Source organism: Streptomyces sp. NRRL S-350 (genome assembly GCF_000719705.1).
Lineage (GTDB): Bacteria > Actinomycetota > Actinomycetes > Streptomycetales > Streptomycetaceae > Kitasatospora.
This window is the reverse complement of record NZ_JOHO01000006.1, coordinates 142689-158079: the sequence shown is the minus strand read 5'-3', so window position 1 is coordinate 158079 and position 15391 is coordinate 142689. Positions and strand designations below refer to the sequence as shown.

At 72.8% G+C, this 15391-nt stretch carries 13 protein-coding genes; 10 read left to right on the top strand and 3 right to left on the bottom strand.

Going from position 1 to position 15391, the window contains the following annotated elements:
- Positions 1-50 precede the first annotated feature (50 nt).
- From IF30_RS0108580 to IF30_RS0108565, 4 genes are all read left to right on the top strand, one after another.
- Positions 51-893, top strand: a complete 843-nt coding sequence (locus IF30_RS0108580) for a nitrilase-related carbon-nitrogen hydrolase (protein ID WP_030234304.1) — start codon at positions 51-53, stop codon at positions 891-893.
- A gap of 11 nt (positions 894-904) precedes the next feature.
- On the top strand, positions 905-2335 hold the full coding sequence (hydA, locus tag IF30_RS0108575) for a dihydropyrimidinase (protein WP_030234301.1): 1431 nt from the start codon (positions 905-907) through the stop codon (positions 2333-2335).
- A gap of 173 nt (positions 2336-2508) precedes the next feature.
- Positions 2509-3522 carry a TIGR03842 family LLM class F420-dependent oxidoreductase gene (locus tag IF30_RS0108570; protein ID WP_030234297.1) on the top strand — a complete coding sequence of 338 codons (1014 nt, stop codon included), beginning with the start codon at positions 2509-2511 and terminating at the stop codon, positions 3520-3522.
- Between the two features lie 86 nt (positions 3523-3608).
- Entirely contained in the window at positions 3609-5195 is a 1587-nt protein-coding gene (locus IF30_RS0108565; protein WP_051709509.1) for an NCS1 family nucleobase:cation symporter-1, read from the top strand.
- A 135-nt stretch (positions 5196-5330) separates the two neighbouring features.
- Here IF30_RS0108565 and IF30_RS0108560 read toward each other — a convergent pair whose 3' ends face one another.
- Entirely contained in the window at positions 5331-6578 is a 1248-nt protein-coding gene (locus IF30_RS0108560; RefSeq protein ID WP_030234292.1) for a glycosyltransferase, read from the bottom strand.
- Between the two features lie 223 nt (positions 6579-6801).
- On the opposite strand from IF30_RS0108560, the gene IF30_RS0108555 reads away from it, so the two are divergent.
- A complete protein-coding gene (locus tag IF30_RS0108555; RefSeq protein WP_030234289.1) occupies positions 6802-7068 on the top strand; it encodes a GlsB/YeaQ/YmgE family stress response membrane protein in 267 nt (88 codons plus the stop codon).
- A 206-nt stretch (positions 7069-7274) separates the two neighbouring features.
- Here the strand turns inward: IF30_RS0108555 and IF30_RS0108550 are convergent, their stop codons facing one another.
- Positions 7275-7862, bottom strand: a complete 588-nt coding sequence (locus IF30_RS0108550; protein ID WP_030234287.1) for a TetR family transcriptional regulator — start codon at positions 7860-7862, stop codon at positions 7275-7277.
- A gap of 134 nt (positions 7863-7996) precedes the next feature.
- A complete protein-coding gene (locus IF30_RS0108545) occupies positions 7997-9010 on the bottom strand; it encodes an aldo/keto reductase (RefSeq protein ID WP_030234284.1) in 1014 nt (337 codons plus the stop codon).
- A 741-nt stretch (positions 9011-9751) separates the two neighbouring features.
- Here IF30_RS0108545 and IF30_RS0108540 point away from each other — a divergent pair.
- The 5 genes from IF30_RS0108540 (at position 9752) to paaC (ending at position 15354) form a co-directional block, all read left to right on the top strand.
- The gene (locus IF30_RS0108540; protein ID WP_030234279.1) at positions 9752-10411 is read left to right on the top strand and encodes a response regulator; all 660 of its coding nucleotides are present in this window, start codon (positions 9752-9754) and stop codon (positions 10409-10411) included.
- 1151 nt (positions 10412-11562) lie between these two features.
- Positions 11563-12798, top strand: a complete 1236-nt coding sequence (locus IF30_RS0108535; RefSeq protein WP_199807839.1) for a M20 family metallopeptidase — start codon at positions 11563-11565, stop codon at positions 12796-12798.
- A gap of 297 nt (positions 12799-13095) precedes the next feature.
- Complete coding sequence (gene paaA / locus IF30_RS0108530) at positions 13096-14136, top strand: 1,2-phenylacetyl-CoA epoxidase subunit PaaA (RefSeq protein WP_107054351.1); 1041 nt, start codon at positions 13096-13098, stop codon at positions 14134-14136.
- Entirely contained in the window at positions 14133-14426 is a 294-nt protein-coding gene (paaB, locus tag IF30_RS0108525; RefSeq protein ID WP_030234269.1) for a 1,2-phenylacetyl-CoA epoxidase subunit PaaB, read from the top strand. The genes paaA and paaB overlap by 4 nt, the downstream gene beginning before the upstream one ends.
- 13 nt (positions 14427-14439) lie before the next feature.
- On the top strand, positions 14440-15354 hold the full coding sequence (gene paaC / locus IF30_RS0108520; RefSeq protein ID WP_051709507.1) for a 1,2-phenylacetyl-CoA epoxidase subunit PaaC: 915 nt from the start codon (positions 14440-14442) through the stop codon (positions 15352-15354).
- Positions 15355-15391: the final 37 nt, after the last annotated feature.

Genomic DNA, 15391 nt, shown 5'->3' with positions numbered 1-15391 from the left:
ATACCGCGGGCCCGACCGCACGGCCGGGCCGCGGAGTTGCGGAGGTACCCATGTCGCAGATCGTCCGTGCCGCGCTCGTCCAGACCCGCTGGACCGGCGACCAGGAGAGCATGATCGCGCTCCACGAGCGGTACGCCCGGGAGGCCGCCGCCCAGGGTGCGAAGATCATCGGCTACCAGGAGGTCTTCAACTCCCCCTACTTCTGCCAGGTCCAGGAACCCGAGCACTACCGCTGGGCCGAGGCCGTCCCCGACGGTCCGACCGTGCGCCGGATGCAGGACCTCGCCCGCGAGCTCGGACTGGTCATGGTCGTCCCGGTCTACGAGGAGGAGCAGACCGGCGTCTACTACAACACCGCCGCCGTGATCGACGCCGACGGCAGCTACCTCGGCAAGTACCGCAAGCACCACATCCCGCAGGTCAGGGGCTTCTGGGAGAAGTACTACTTCAAGCCCGGCAACCTGGGCTGGCCCGTGTTCGACACCGCCGTCGGCAAGGTCGGCGTCTACATCTGCTACGACCGCCACTTCCCCGAGGGCTGGCGAGCCCTGGGCCTGGCCGGCGCGCAGATCGTCTACAACCCCTCCGCCACCAGCCGCGGTCTGTCCGCCTACCTCTGGCAGCTCGAACAGCCCGCCGCCGCCGTCGCCAACGAGTACTTCGTCGCCGCCATCAACCGGGTCGGCACCGAGGAGTACGGCGACAACGACTTCTACGGCACCTCCTACTTCGTCGACCCGCGCGGCCAGTTCGTCGGCGACGTCGCCTCCGACAAGGAGGAGGAACTCGTCGTCCGGGACCTCGACCTCGGCCTGATCGAACAGGTCCGCCAGCAGTGGGCGTTCTACCGCGACCGTCGGCCCGACGCCTACGGACCCCTCGCCGAGGCCTGAGGAGCAGCGAGATGACCACCCCCGACCCGCACCGGCGCACCATCGTCCGCGGCGGCCTCGTCATCACGGCCACCGAGGAACTCCCCGCCGACGTCCTGATCGAGGGCGAGCGCATCGCCGCCCTCGCCACCACCGGCAGCTCCGCCGCCGAGGCGTGGAGCGCCGACACCGTCCTCGACGCCACCGGCCACTACGTCATCCCGGGCGGCGTCGACGCCCACACCCACATGGAGCTGCCGTTCGGCGGCACCGCGGCCTCCGACACCTTCGAGACCGGCACCAGGGCCGCCGCCTGGGGCGGCACCACCACCATCGTCGACTTCGCCGTCCAGCCGGTCGGCGGCTCGCTGCGCGAGGGCCTGGACGCCTGGCACGCCAAGGCCGACGGCAACTGCGCCATCGACTACGCCTTCCACACCATCGTCTCCGACGTCAACGACGGCGTCCTCAAGGAGATGGACACGCTCGTCGACTCCGGCGAGTCCACCTCGTTCAAGCTCTTCATGGCCTACCCCGGCGTCTTCTACAGCGACGACGGCCGCATCCTTCGCGCCATGCAGCGCGGCGCGGCCAACGGCGGGCTGATCATGATGCACGCCGAGAACGGCATCGCCATCGACGTGCTGGTCGAACAGGCGCTCGCCGCAGGGAAGACCGCCCCCCGCCACCACGGCGAGGTCCGCCGCGAACTGCTGGAGGCCGAGGCCACCCACCGGGCGATCAAGCTCGCCCAGGTCGCCGGCAGCCCGCTCTACGTCGTCCACGTCTCCGCCGCGTCCGCGCTCGCCGAACTCGCCCAGGCCCGCGACGCCGGGCTCAACGTCTTCGGCGAGACCTGCCCCCAGTACCTCTTCCTCTCCACCGACAACCTCGCCGAGGAGGGCGCCGACGGCTTCGAGGGCGCCAAGTACGTGTGCAGCACGCCCCTTCGGCCGCGCGAGCACCAGGAGGCGCTCTGGCGCGGGCTGCGCACCAACGACCTCCAGGTCGTCTCCACCGACCACTGCCCGTTCTGCTTCGCCGGCCAGAAGGAACTCGGTCGCGGCGACTTCTCGAAGATCCCCAACGGGCTGCCGGGCGTGGAGAACCGGATGGACCTGCTGCACCAGGCCGTCGTGGACGGGCACATCAGCCGACGCCGCTGGATCGAGATCGCCTGCACCACGCCCGCCCGGATGTTCGGGCTGCACCCGCGCAAGGGCACCATCGCGCCGGGCGCCGACGCCGACCTCGTCGTCTACGACCCCACCGCGGTGCAGACCGTCTCCGCCGCGACCCACCACATGAACGTCGACTACTCCGCGTACGAGGGCCGCCGGCTCACCGGCCGGGCGCGCACGGTGCTCTCCCGGGGCACCGTCGTGCTGGACGACGGCAACTGGCTGGGCCGGGCCGGCCACGGCACGTTCCTGCGCCGCGACACCTGCCAGTACCTCGTCTGACCCTGCCGTCCCCTGCCGTCCCCGCTGTCCGCGCCGTCCCCAGGCCTCCTGCCGGCCGATCCGCTGCTGCCTGGCCCCTCGCTGTCAACCTTCCGTTCCCCGTTGTCAACCTGCCGCCGCCCGGGCCCGAGACCGGCGGTCGGGCGGCGGCCCATCCCTTCTCGGAGCCACCCATGGACATCGGCCTCGTCCTGCAGACCGACCCGCCCGCCCGCCTCCTCATCGACCGGATGATCCGCGCCGAGCAGGCCGGGTTCAGCCACGGCTGGACCTTCGACTCCTGTGTCCTGTGGCAGGAGCCCTTCGTCATCTACAGCCGGATCCTCGCCGAGACCGAACGCCTGACCGTCGGCCCGATGGTCACCAACCCCTCCACCCGGACCTGGGAGGTCACCGCCTCCCTGTTCGCCACGCTGAACGACATGTACGGCAACCGCACGGTCTGCGGGATCGGCCGCGGCGACAGCGCCATGCGGGTCGCCGGGCGCCGCCCCGCGACCCTCGCCCGGCTCTCCGAAGCGATGCACGCCATCAAGGAGTTGGCCGAGGGCCGCACCGTCGAGGTGGACGGCACCGAGATGCACCTGCCGTGGGTCGGCCCGGACGCGTCGCTGCCGATCTGGATGGGCGCGTACGGGCCCAGGGCGCTGGCGCTGACCGGACAGCAAGCCGACGGATTCATCCTGCAGTTGGCCGACCCCTACCTCACCGAGTTCATGGTGAAGGCGGTGCGGGCCGCCGCCGTCGAAGCGGGCCGCGACCCGGACTCCGTCACCATCTGCGTAGCCGCCCCGGCCTACGTCACCGCCGACGAGTCGCCGGCCGCGCTCGCCCACGCCCGAGAGCAGTGCCGATGGTTCGGCGGGATGGTCGGCAACCACGTCGCCGACCTGGTCAACCACTACGGCGAGCACTCCGACCTGGTGCCGGAGGCGCTCACCGACTACATCAAGGGCCGCCAGGGGTACGACTACAGCCATCACGGGCGGGCCGGGAACCCCGACACGACCTTCGTCCCCGACGAGATCGTGGACCGCTTCTGCCTGATCGGCCCGGCCGAGGCGCAGCGCGCCCGACTGGCCGAACTCCGCTCGCTCGGCGTCGACCAGTTCGCCGTCTACGCCATGCACGACGCGATCGAGGCCACCATCGACGCCTACGGGACGGACGTCATCCCGCACGTGTGATCCCGTGACGCCGTGACCGCCCGACGCTCCGTCCCGTGGTACCCCGATCCCCATGTGATCCCAGTTGCAGCAGACGGGAGTTACCCATGCCCGACACCGCGACCGACGGCGGCAGACAGCGGCAGTACCCCGACGGCCGGGTCGAACTCGACTCGTCCGCCGGGGATCTGCCTCCCAACGGCTTCACCAGCGACGACCTGCGTCCGGTCCCGGTGGCACGGCGCACCTGGACCACGTACAACTTCCTCGCCCTCTGGGTCGGCATGGCCCACAACATCCCGTCCTGGACCCTGGCTTCGGGCCTGGTCGCGATCGGTATGGACTGGAAACAGGCGGTGCTGACCATCGCGCTCGCCAACCTGATCGTGCTGGTACCGATGCTGCTCACCGGGCACGCCGGCACCAAGTACGGCATCCCCTTCCCGGTGTTCGCCCGCGCCTCCTTCGGGCTGCGCGGCGCCAACCTGCCCGCCCTGCTCCGGGCGGCGGTGGCCTGCGCCTGGTTCGGGATCCAGACCTGGATCGGCGGCGAGGGGATCTTCCTGCTGGCCGGCAAGTTGCTCGGCCAGTCCTGGCGCACAGCCGGGGAGTTGGGCGGCTACCCGTGGACGCAGTGGCTCTCGTTCCTGCTGTTCTGGCTGCTGGAGATGGCCATCATCGCCCGGGGGATGGAAGCGCTGCGGCGCTTCGAGAACTGGGCGGCGCCGTTCGTCATCGTCGGCGCGCTCGCACTGCTGGCCTGGATCACCGTCAAGGCGGGCGGATTCGGCCCACTGCTCGACCAGCCGTCCACGCTGGGGTGGGGCGGCGGGTTCTGGAAGGTCTTCTTCCCGTCGTTGATGGGCATGATCGGCTTCTGGTCGACTCTGTCGCTCAACATTCCGGACTTCACCCGCTTCGGTGGCAGCCAGCGGGCCCAGATCCGGGGGCAGGCGCTCGGCCTGCCGACGACGATGACGCTCTTCGCGTTCCTGTCCGTGCTGGTCACCTCCGGCTCCCAGGCCGTTTACGGCACACCGGTATGGGATCCGATCCAGCTCGCCGCCAAGATGGAGAGCCCCGTCGGCATCCTGTTCGCGTTGCTGACCGTCCTGGTCGCGACGCTGTCGGTGAACATCGCCGCCAACGTGGTCTCGCCCGCCTACGACCTGACCAACCTCCTGCCCCGGTTCGTCAACTTCCGTACCGGGGCGCTGATCACGGGCGTGGTCGGCATCGCCATCTTCCCGTGGCGGCTGATCGCCGATCCGCACGTCTACATCTTCACCTGGCTGGGCGTGGTCGGCGGGCTGCTCGGCACCGTCGCCGGTGTCCTGATCGCGGACTACTGGCTGCTGCGCGGCACCCGCCTCCGACTCGCCGAGCTCTACCGCCCGGGCGGGGCGTACTGGTACACCGGGGGGTGGAACTGGCGGGCCGTCACGGCCCTGCTGGTCGGCGGCCTGCTGGCCGTCGGCGGCTCCTACTCGGCCGTCGACGCCCACGGCGCGAAGCAGGGCCCCTTCCCGGCGGACGGCCTGATCCCCCTCCTCAAACCCCTGGCCGACTACGGCTGGGCGGTCGGTCTCGCGGGGGCGTCGGTGGTCTACGTCCTTCTCGCCGGCCTCCTGGGCGGTCAGTCCGGATCGCGGCGGCGGGCAGCAGGCGGTCGGCGGCGGGCGGCGGCGGAGTGACCGTGGGCAGGTGGTGGCCGGTGAGTGACAGGGGGTGCACGACAGCGGGTGGATGACATCCGACGGCGAACAGTTGACAGCAGACAGCTTTCGAAATCTGTCGGCTGTCATCTGTTCGCTCTCCGTTGTTCCCTGTCACCCGGCCGCCGCCGCCGCGCGTTCCACGGCGGTGAGGACCTTCGCGGTGCCGTCCTCGCTCGCGAGGGTGGCGGCGACGGACTGTGCGCGGGCGAGGTGGTGCGGGTTGTCGAGGGCGCTGCGGATCGCGGCGGCGAGCCGGGCGGGGGCGAGGGCCCGGAGCGGGACGGGGCCGGGGGAGACGCCGAGGGCAGTGAGTCGGCTCGCCCAGAAGGGCGCGTCGAGCTGGCCGGGAACGGGGATGCTGGGAGTTCCGGCGCGGAGGGTGGCGGCCGTGGTGCCCGCGCCCGCGTGGTGGACCACGGCCGCCATCCGGGGGAACAGCCAGTCGTGCGGGGCGTCCCCGATGGTCAGGACGGTGTCCGAGTCCTCGGCGGACAACCCGCTCCAACCCGACTGCAGCAGGAGCCGCACCCCGGCGGAGCGGGCGGCGGCGACCGCGGTCGCGGTGAGCCGTTCCGCATCGCCCACCACGAGGCTGCCGAAGCCGACGAAGACCGGCGGCGGCCCCGCGCCGAGGAAGTCGAGCAACCGGGCCGGGGGCTGCCAGTCCGGCTGGGCGGGCGGCCACCAGTAGCCCGCCACGTCCAGGCGGGGGTGCCAGTCGGCAGGCCGGGGGACCACCGTCGGCGAGAACCCGTGCAGGACGGGGCGGTGGCGGCGGGCCCGGGCGATGCTCTGCGGCGGTAGGCCGAGCCTGCGGCGCAGCCCGCGGACGGCGGGCGCGAACAGCTGGTCGATCCCGGTCTGCACGGCGTGCCCGGCGAGCAGGTTGCCGGGCCGGGAGAGCGATCGGGTGCCGGTGACAGCGGGCGCGAACTCCCGGGTCGGGTCGAGGGGTTGGAGGAGCAGTTCGATGATGGGGACGCCGGCGGCCTCGGCGGCGACCTGGCCCAGCGCGCTGGTGGTGCCGGTGGTCAGCAGGACGTCGGTGCCGAGGGCGACGGCCTCGACGATGCCGTCGCCCAGTGCGGGCATGAACTTCCGGCCGAGGCGCAGGAGTTGGAGGATGGCCCCGGCGCCACTGCCGGCCCGCAGCAACCGCTGCCCCTGTGCGGAGGCGAGTTCGGCGCGCGGGTCGAGCGGCAGCGCCCGGAACTCCAGTCCGGCCGCCCGGACGGACTCGGCGAACGAGGCATGGGTGGCGACGGCCACCTGGTGGCCGGCCGCCCGGAGGCGGACCCCGAGCCCGGCGAACGGCGCCACGTCCCCCCGGGACCCGGCGGTGGCGATCAGGATGCGCATGGCCGCAGTATTCCGGCGCGGAGGGCCTGCGGGGAGCGCGCCACGCGTGGCGGCGTGGCGGCGTGGCGGCGCAGCGGCGTGGCGAAGGCGGTCGGTGGCCGGTTGGTCGGTGGCCGGTACCGACACTGCGCCCTGCGGCGTCGGAACCGGGCGCCGAGCGGTGGCGTCCTCCGGAGCAGAGCGGACGGGCGGGGCCGTCGCGCCGATACGGGAGGGACGACGGATGAGCATCATCGCGTGGATCGTGCTGGGCCTGCTGGCGGGTGCGCTGGCCAAGCTGCTGCTGCCGGGCAAGGACCCGGGCGGCCTGATCGTGACCACCCTGATCGGCATCGCCGGGTCCTTCGTCGGCGGCTGGGTCGCGTCGCACTTCCTGCACCGGTCGATCACGGCGCACTTCTTCGACGGGGCGACCTGGGTGTCGGCGATCGGCGGCGCCCTGGCACTGCTGATCGTCTACCGGCTGCTGTTCGGCAACTCCCGCCGCTGAGAGGCGGGCTCGGCGCGGATCCGGGCCGGCGGGCACGGCTGCGCGGAGCTGCCGGACGCCCCGCACGTCGGAAACCAAGCGGCGGCGGCGTCCGGCGTTCTCCGGAGCTGATCCGGTGGCTCGGCGGGGTTGTCAGGCTGCGCCCGTCGACGCTTCCGGGTCCGGCCGCCGCCGAACACACCTCACGCGCGATACCTGATGCGGCATCATCTCAGCTTCAGACCGCCGAGGACGAGCTTCCAGACGGCCTCGAATCGGTCGTCGGCGCCCGGGGCGGTCCAGGTCGACGCGTAGGCCGGATCGTGGAACGGGGCGGTGGCGTCGAAAACGGCGCGGGCGGTGTTGACGATGTGGGCCGGCTTGAACTCCTTGCTGTCCATGCCGTCCTGCACGATCTGCGAGATCTGCCTGACCAGGGTGTCGATGTGTGCGTCGACGGTGTCGCTGTGCTCCTCGACCAGCGCCATGTAGGTCGCGAACAGCTCCGGGTCCTCGAGCGCCTTCTTCCGCTTGGCCGCGAACAGGGTCGTCAGCCAGCGGTGCAGCCGCTCGGAGGCGGGGCCGCCCTCGATGGAGATCGTCGAGAGCTCGTAGTGCGCCTGGTCGAGCCAGCGCTGGGTGACCGCCTCGCGCAGCGCGGCCTTGCTCGGGAAGTGCCGGTAGACGCTGCTGTGACTGACGCCGAGGATGCGGGCGACATCCACGACGGTGGCCTTGGCCGGGCCGAACCGCCGGAGGACGTCCTCCGCCGCGATCAGGATCTGCTCGGCGGTGAGTGTGGTGTCCGTGGTCACGGGGCGGGTCCGTCCTTAGGGTCGTGCGGTCGGGTGGCGCTGCGGTCCGGACCGGCCGGTGGAGCCGGTCGGCCGGACCACCTGGTGGGGCTGGTGGGGCTGGCGGGGCGGGCGGCGTCGGTCGGCCGGGCCGGTCAGCGCTCGCTGTCCAGGTGGGACATCTGCGCGGCAGCGTACCGGTCGCCTGCGGCGGAGTCGGCGGGGACGGCCGCCTCGATGGCGGTGAGGTCGGCCTCGGACAGGGCGACGTCCAGCGCGCCGAGCGCCTCGGTCAGACGCTCCCGGCGGCGGGCGCCGACCAGCGGGACGACGTCCTCACCGCGCGAGGCGACCCAGGCGATGGCCACCTGCGCGACGCTCGCCCCCTTCGCGGTGGCGATCGCGCGCAGCGCCTCGACCAGGGCGAGGTTGTGGGCCAGGTTCTCGCCCTGGAAGCGCGGGCTGCGGGTGCGGAAGTCGGTGCCGGCGAGGGCGCGGTCCTGGCTCCAGTGGCCGCTGAGCAGGCCGCGCGAGAGCACGCCGTACGCGGTGACGCCGATGCCGAGCTCGCGGGCCGTGGGAAGGATGGCGGCCTCGATCGAGCGGGTGAGCAGCGAGTACTCGATCTGCAGGTCGCCGATCGGGTGGACGGCGGCGGCGCGGCGCAGGGTGTCCGCGCCGACCTCGGAGAGGCCGATGTGGCGGACGTAACCGGCCTTCACCAGGTCGGCGATGGCGCCGATGGTCTCCTCGATCGGGACCTTCGGGTCGAGGCGGGCCGGACGGTAGACGTCGATGTGGTCGGTGCGCAGGCGGCGCAGCGTGTACGCGAGCGCGGTCTTGGTGGCGGCCGGGCTCGCATCGTAGCCGAGCCACTGGCCGTCCGGGCTGCGCTGGGCGCCGAACTTGACGCTGATCTCGACGTCCTCGCGGTTGCGGCCGCGCAGGGCCTCGTGGATCAGCAGTTCGTTGTGGCCCATGCCGTAGAAGTCGCCGGTGTCGAGCAGGGTGATGCCGGCGTCGAGGGCGGCGTGGATGGTGGCGATGCTCTCGGCCTCGTCTGCCGGGCCGTACATGTCGGACATGCCCATGCAGCCGAGGCCGAGGGCGGAGGTGACGGGCCCGGCGGTGCCGAGTCGGCGTTGGGCGGGGCGCGTGGTCGAGGACATGGGGCACTCCGAGGTTCGGGGGCGGGCGCGACGCCTGGGGATTGACGGCGGGGCGCGGGCAGGGCGGCCCGGGTGCCACTATGGCACGAACAGCGAACAGATTTCAAAATCTGTTCTCTGTCGTCTGTCATCTGAAAGTTGAAATCTGTTGACTGTCATCTGTTCGGCGCTCGCGGGCGGCGCCGAAGGCCGGCGCCGCCCGGGCCCAACGCCCCGGGGCCGTGGAAGGTCCGCAGAGCCTCGGCGAGGAACGGCGGGCGGTCTCGGTGGGTGGCAGGGGACTGTCTCGGTGCGCGGTGGAGCCGGGCCCGGGGTGAAGTTGGTCGGTGGTCGTGCCGGCGACGCCGGGCAGGGCGGAAGCGCCGCGAATCGTCGGGTCAGCGGCGCAGACCCCCGGCGGAAGTCGAGGGTGCGGTCGCCCGGAAGGCCGGGGCGCTCCGGAGCCGACCGGCCCCTAGCATCGAGTCAGTCCGACGCACCGGACCGCGCTGCACCGGACTGCACCGGTCCGGTCCGGGCCGGTCCGGTCCGGGCCGGAGAGGGCGCGGGGGCGGGGACGGCGTCGGCGGAAGGCGCAACGCGCCACGGGCAGAAGGCGCTTGGGGCGAGGGAGGGAGCTCCTGATGCGCAGGACGGACCGGGCGCCGCGGACGACGCCCGGTCCGGTTCCCGGGCCGACGCCCGTGCGCGGGCCGGGTCGTAGCGATGGGAAGCAATCGGCTCAGCAGCGAAGGAGGACGCGTGATCCGAACCATGGTGGTCGACGACGACGCACTCGTCCGCCTCGGCCTGGTCGGCCTCCTCGCCCAGGACCCGGCGCTCGCTGTGGTCGCCGAGGCCGCCGACGGGTTGCAGGCGGTCGAGCTCGCCAGGCGTCGGCGGATCGATGTCGCGCTGATGGACATCCGGATGCCCCGGCTCGACGGCATCGCCGCCACCCGTCGCCTGTGCGAACTGCCCGACGGGCCGCGGGTCATCGTGCTCGGCACCTTCGACCTGGACGAGTACGTGTACCGAGCGCTCGCCGCGGGGGCCGACGGCTTCCTGCTCAAGGACACCCCGCCCACCGAGATCGCCCGGGGCGTGCACGTCGTCGCGGAGGGCCAGGGGATGTTGCACCCGGCGGCCGCACGGCGCCTGATCGACCGCTACCACCGCGTCGGCGCACCCCGGTCGGTTGCCGCCCGCAGCCGGGTCGCCGGGCTCACCCCGCGCGAGACCGACGTGCTGCGCGAACTCGCCGAGGGGCTCTCCAATGCCGAGGTCGCGGGCGTCCTGGGGATGCGCGAGAGCACGGTCAAGGTGCACGTCAGCCGGATCCTGGCCGGCCTCGGTGTCGGCAACCGGGTCCAAGCCGCGCTGCTGGCGCGCGATGCGGGACTGGTCGGGGACGGCCGCTGAGGGCGGCGGGACCGTCAGCCTTCCAGCGGCCGCGGAGTCACCCCCCATCGTGCGGGCGGTCAGAGCGGTCAGAGCGGTCAGAGCGGTCAGAGCGGTCAGAGCGGGCCAGAGCGGGTCAGAGCGAGTCAGAGAGGTCGAAGCAGTCAAAGCGGTCAGGGGAGTCGGGGCGCGGTCAGGGGAGTGGGGGCGCGGTCGGGGCGACGCGGGGCGGTGCACGGCGGGGGCGCCGAGGCTCGTCGGGGCATCGCACCAGCCGGTGTTCATGCGGGCGTTCCCCGGACGTCCCTGCGGAGACAGGCCCGGCGGAGGATGGGCTTCCCTGAGCCGTCGCGTGCTCCCGATTCGTACCGAGTGCTGAGCTGTTGTCACCCATCCGGCGTGGAAATGCCGTGCCTTGGCGGTTTGCGATGCCGAACTCGGGCGGCGGGTCCATGGTGGAGATGGGCGCGATCCGGCGACCGTGTCCGCGCGCCGAACCAGGCCCGCGTGCCGTGCGCCCGCCGCGGTTTCTCCGGCGGGTGTCCGAGGTCGGGCCCGGAACCGGCACGCTGGGAGCAGGGCCACCTCGCAGGAAACCGAACGGTTCTTCTAGGCTCACATCTCGGCTTCCCTGCGGCGGGCCGGCCACTGTGCCCGCCGCCAGGAGGCCGCCGTCCACGGGGCTCCGGGCGGACCGGGGCCACCGGATCGAGCGAGGAGGACGCAATGCCAAGCACGCCGCCCAGCCGTTGCACCGCACTTGGGCCAGACGGGCCGCTCCGGCGGGCCGCCGGCCATCCCGGCCGATCGGGGCGGTCCGGTCGGGCCTGGTACCCCGGTGGGAGCGGCCGGCCGGTACGGCCGCTGAATACCGGCGGCGGCCGCGGAGGCGAACGTTGAGTCCCCAGATCGTCGGGTCGCCCGCCGCACCGGGAGCCGCCGCGGAACCCGACCGCGCCCAGGTTTCGCTCCCGACCGCCGCCGACGGCGAAGCCGCCGCCGCAGCTGCTGTCACCGGTGCGACTTCCGCAGCCGCTGTGACTGCCGCAACTGCTGTGGCTGCCGCAACTGGCATCACCCCGGCGACTTCCGTCACTCGCGGAACGGCTGCAACCCCCGCAACCACCGCAGCGACAGCCACGGTCTCCGCCACCACCGTGACCGTCCCCGCCGTGACGACCCCCGCCGTGACCGACCCCGCCGCGCCCGCGGCCGCGAACGCTCCGGTCACCGCGGCGCTGCCCGGCCTGCCGCAGGCACTCAGCGCCCGTGCCCGTACGCTCGCCGGTGCCGTCCGGCGCCGCTGCGTCGACCTGGCCCGGATCGAGTCGCCCAGCGGGGACGCCCCCCGACTCGACGCCCTCGCCGAGGAGTTGGCCGCGGGTTTCCAAGCCACCGGGGCCACCGCCCGCCGCGAACCCGGTCCGGCGGGGGATCACCTCGTCCTGGAGTGGGCGGGGCGGGACGAAACCCTGCCGCACCTGCTGATCGTGGGCCACCACGACACCGTCTGGCCGGCCGGGACCTTGGCGGACTGGCCGGTCACCGAGCGGGACGGTCGACTCACCGGCCCCGGTGTGGTCGACATGAAGGGCGGACTCGCGATCCTGGAAGGTGCGTTGGCGTTGCTCGCCGACCTGGGCGAACGGCCGCACCGGACGGTGCGCCTGGTCGTGGTCTCCGACGAGGAGGTCGGCAGCCCGGACGGACGACGGCTGGTCGAGCGCCAACTACGCGGCGCAGCAGCAGTGTTGGGTCTCGAACCGCCGCATCCGGACGGCCGGTTGAAGACCGCGAGGAGGGGCAGCACCCGGGTCCGGCTCACGGTGACCGGCCGCGAGGCGCACGCGGGCAACGACGCCCACGACGGCGTGTCGGCGGTCGACGAGCTGGTCGACCAACTGGTGGTCGTCCGCGGTATCGCCGGCCAGCCCGGTACCGAGCTCAACGCCGGTCGGATCAGCGGCGGTTCGCGGGCCAACGTGGTCGCGGGACGGGCCGAGGCCGAGCTCGGCCTGCGGTTCGCCACCGGTGAGGCGCAGCGCCGCACGCTGGACAACCTCGCCCGGCTCACCGCACTGCGCCCGGGTGCCCGGGTGCGGACGGAGGTGCTGTCCAGCCGCCCGGCCTGGCCGGAGCGGACCGGCAACCCGCTGCTGCGGCACGTGCGTTCGCTCGCCGCCGTGCTCGGGCAGCAGCTGGACGGCGCCCCGGCCGGCGGGGCGGGGGACACCAACCTGCCGGGCTCGCGCGGGCTCCCGACCCTGGACGGTTTCGGTGCGGTGGGTGCCGGGGCCCATGCCCGGCACGAGTACATCCGGCTGGACCAGCTCGCCCCCCGGATCGCCCTGCTGGCGGCGTTGCTCGCCGTCCCCTTGCCGCGACTGCGCGACCGCACGGAGGGGTGAGCGGGTGGTGGGCTGACGGCGAGGTGGCGGTAGCGGCGGCGGTCACGGCAACGGCATCGGTGACGGCATCGGCGACGACATCGGCGACGCACCGAACCGGCAACAGCTGACGGCAAACGGATAACTGGTAACAGGTAACAGATGACAGATTTCGTAATCTGTCATCTGTTACCTGTTACTCGTTTCCGTGCCTTGCCATCCCTCCACCCCGCCGCGCAGAATGGTACCGACCGAACGGTCAGTCGGTTGGGCTTCGGGCTCGGCACGGCAGGACTCAGCAGGACACGAGAGGGGACCGTGGTGACAGCAGAGGTGGCCGAGGCGCTCCCCGCCCAGACACCGGAGGACCGGTTCGAGGCGGTCGTCGCCGCCGAACAGCGGATCGAACCCAGGGACTGGATGCCGGACGCCTACCGGGCCACCCTGATCCGCCAGATCGCCCAGCACGCCCACTCCGAGATCATCGGCATGCAGCCCGAGGGCAACTGGCTCACCCGGGCCCCGTCTCTCCGCCGCAAGGCCATCCTGCTCGCCAAGGCCCAGGACGAGGCCGGCCACGGCCTCTACCTCTACGCCGCGGCCGAGACCCTCGGCGTCGACCGCGCGGAGCTCACGGAGAAACTGATCTCCGGCCGCCAGAAGTACTCCTCGATCTTCAACTACCCGACCCTCACCTTCGCCGACGTCGGTGTGATCGGCTGGCTGGTGGACGGTGCGGCGATCTGCAACCAGGTCCCGCTCTGCCGCTGCAGTTACGGCCCGTACGCCCGCGCGATGGTGCGGATCTGCAAGGAGGAGTCCTTCCACCAGCGCCAGGGCTACGAGCTCCTGATGACGCTGATGCGCGGCACCGAGGCCCAGCGCCGGATGGTCCAGGACGCCGTCGACCGCTGGTGGTGGCCGTCGCTGATGATGTTCGGGCCCTCGGACGCCGACTCGCCGAACTCCGCCCGCTCGATGGCCTGGCGGATCAAACGGCACAGCAACGACGAGCTGCGGCAGCGGTTCGTCGACATGTCCGTCCCGCAGGCCCAGCACCTGGGCGTCACGCTTCCCGATCCCGAGCTGCGCTGGAACGAGGAGCGCGGCGGCTGGGACTTCGGCGAGCCGGACTGGTCCGAGCTGAACCGGGTCATCCGGGGCCAGGGCCCCTGCAACGCCCAGCGGATCGAACGCCGTCGCGCCGCCCACGAGGACGGTGCGTGGGTGCGCGAGGCGGCCGTCGCCTACGCGGCCAAGCACGCCGCCGAGCAGGCCGCCTCGCATGTTGCCGAGCAGGCCGCCTCGCGTGCCGCCGAGCCCGTCCAGCACGCCACCGAACAGGAGAACGGAAAGTGACCGAGTCCAAGGCCGGCTGGCCGCTGTACGAGGTGTTCGTGCGCCCCCGGCGCGGGCTGAACCACGTCCACGTCGGCTCGCTGCACGCCTCCGACGACCGGATGGCCCTGCTCGCCGCCCGAGACCTGTACACCCGCCGCAACGAGGGCGTCAGCCTCTGGGTGGTCCGCTCGGACGCGATCACTGCCTCCACCCCGGACGAGCGCGACCCGTTCTTCGAGCCGAGCGGCGACAAGGTCTACCGCCACCCGACCTTCTACGACATCCCCGAGGATGTCCCGCACATCTGACGGGGGAACCGCCATGCAGGACCGCACCGCCACCACCGCCGCCGCGGACCAGGACGACCACGTCTACCTGAGCCTCACCGAGGCCGCCCCCGGCCCCGAGGGCGAGGGCCGCTGGGCGTACGGGACGGGCTTCGCTGACCCGCTGCTCGGCGTGGACACCGCCCTGCCCGCCGGTCTCGACGGCGCCGACCTCGCCGCCTACTGCCTGATGCTGGGCGACGACGCGCTGGTCCTCTCCCAGCGGCTGATCGAGTGGTGCACCCGGGCGCCCGAGCTGGAGGAGGAGGTCGCGCTCGCGAACCTCGGCCTCGACCTGCTCGGCCAGTCCCGACTGCTGCTCACCCGGGCCGGCCAGGCGGACGGCTCCGGCCGCACCGAGGACGACCTGGCGTACTGGCGCGAGGACTACGAGTTCCGCAACGTCCGGCTGGTCGAGGCACCGAACGGCGACTTCGCCCACACCGTCGCCCGGCTGCTGCTGTTCGCCACCGCGCGCGGCGCCCTCTACGAGGCGCTGAGCGCCCACCCCGATCCGGTGCTGGCGGCGGTCGCCGCCCGGGGCGTCAAGGAACTGGCGTACCACCGCGAGTACGCCACCGCCTGGACGCTGCGCCTCGGGGACGGCACGCCGTACTCCGCCGAGCGGATGCAGGCCGGGCTGGACGCCGTCTGGCCGCTGCTGGAGGAGCTGTTCACGGCGCACCCGGTGGAACTGCGGGTGGGCGTCGACCCGGAGACCCTGCGCGAGCCGGTGCTGCGCGCACTCGCCGCCGTCCTCGCCGAGGCCGGGCTGGCCGTGCCGGACGTGCCGCCGCTGGCCACCGTCCTCGGCCGGGCCGGCCGGGACGGCGTGCACACCGAGGCCCTGGGCCTGCTGCTCGCCGAACTGCAGGTGGTGGCCCGCGCCCACCCGGGGGCGACGTGGTGACGAGCGGCGCGGCGACGAACCCTGCGGGCGCGGCGAC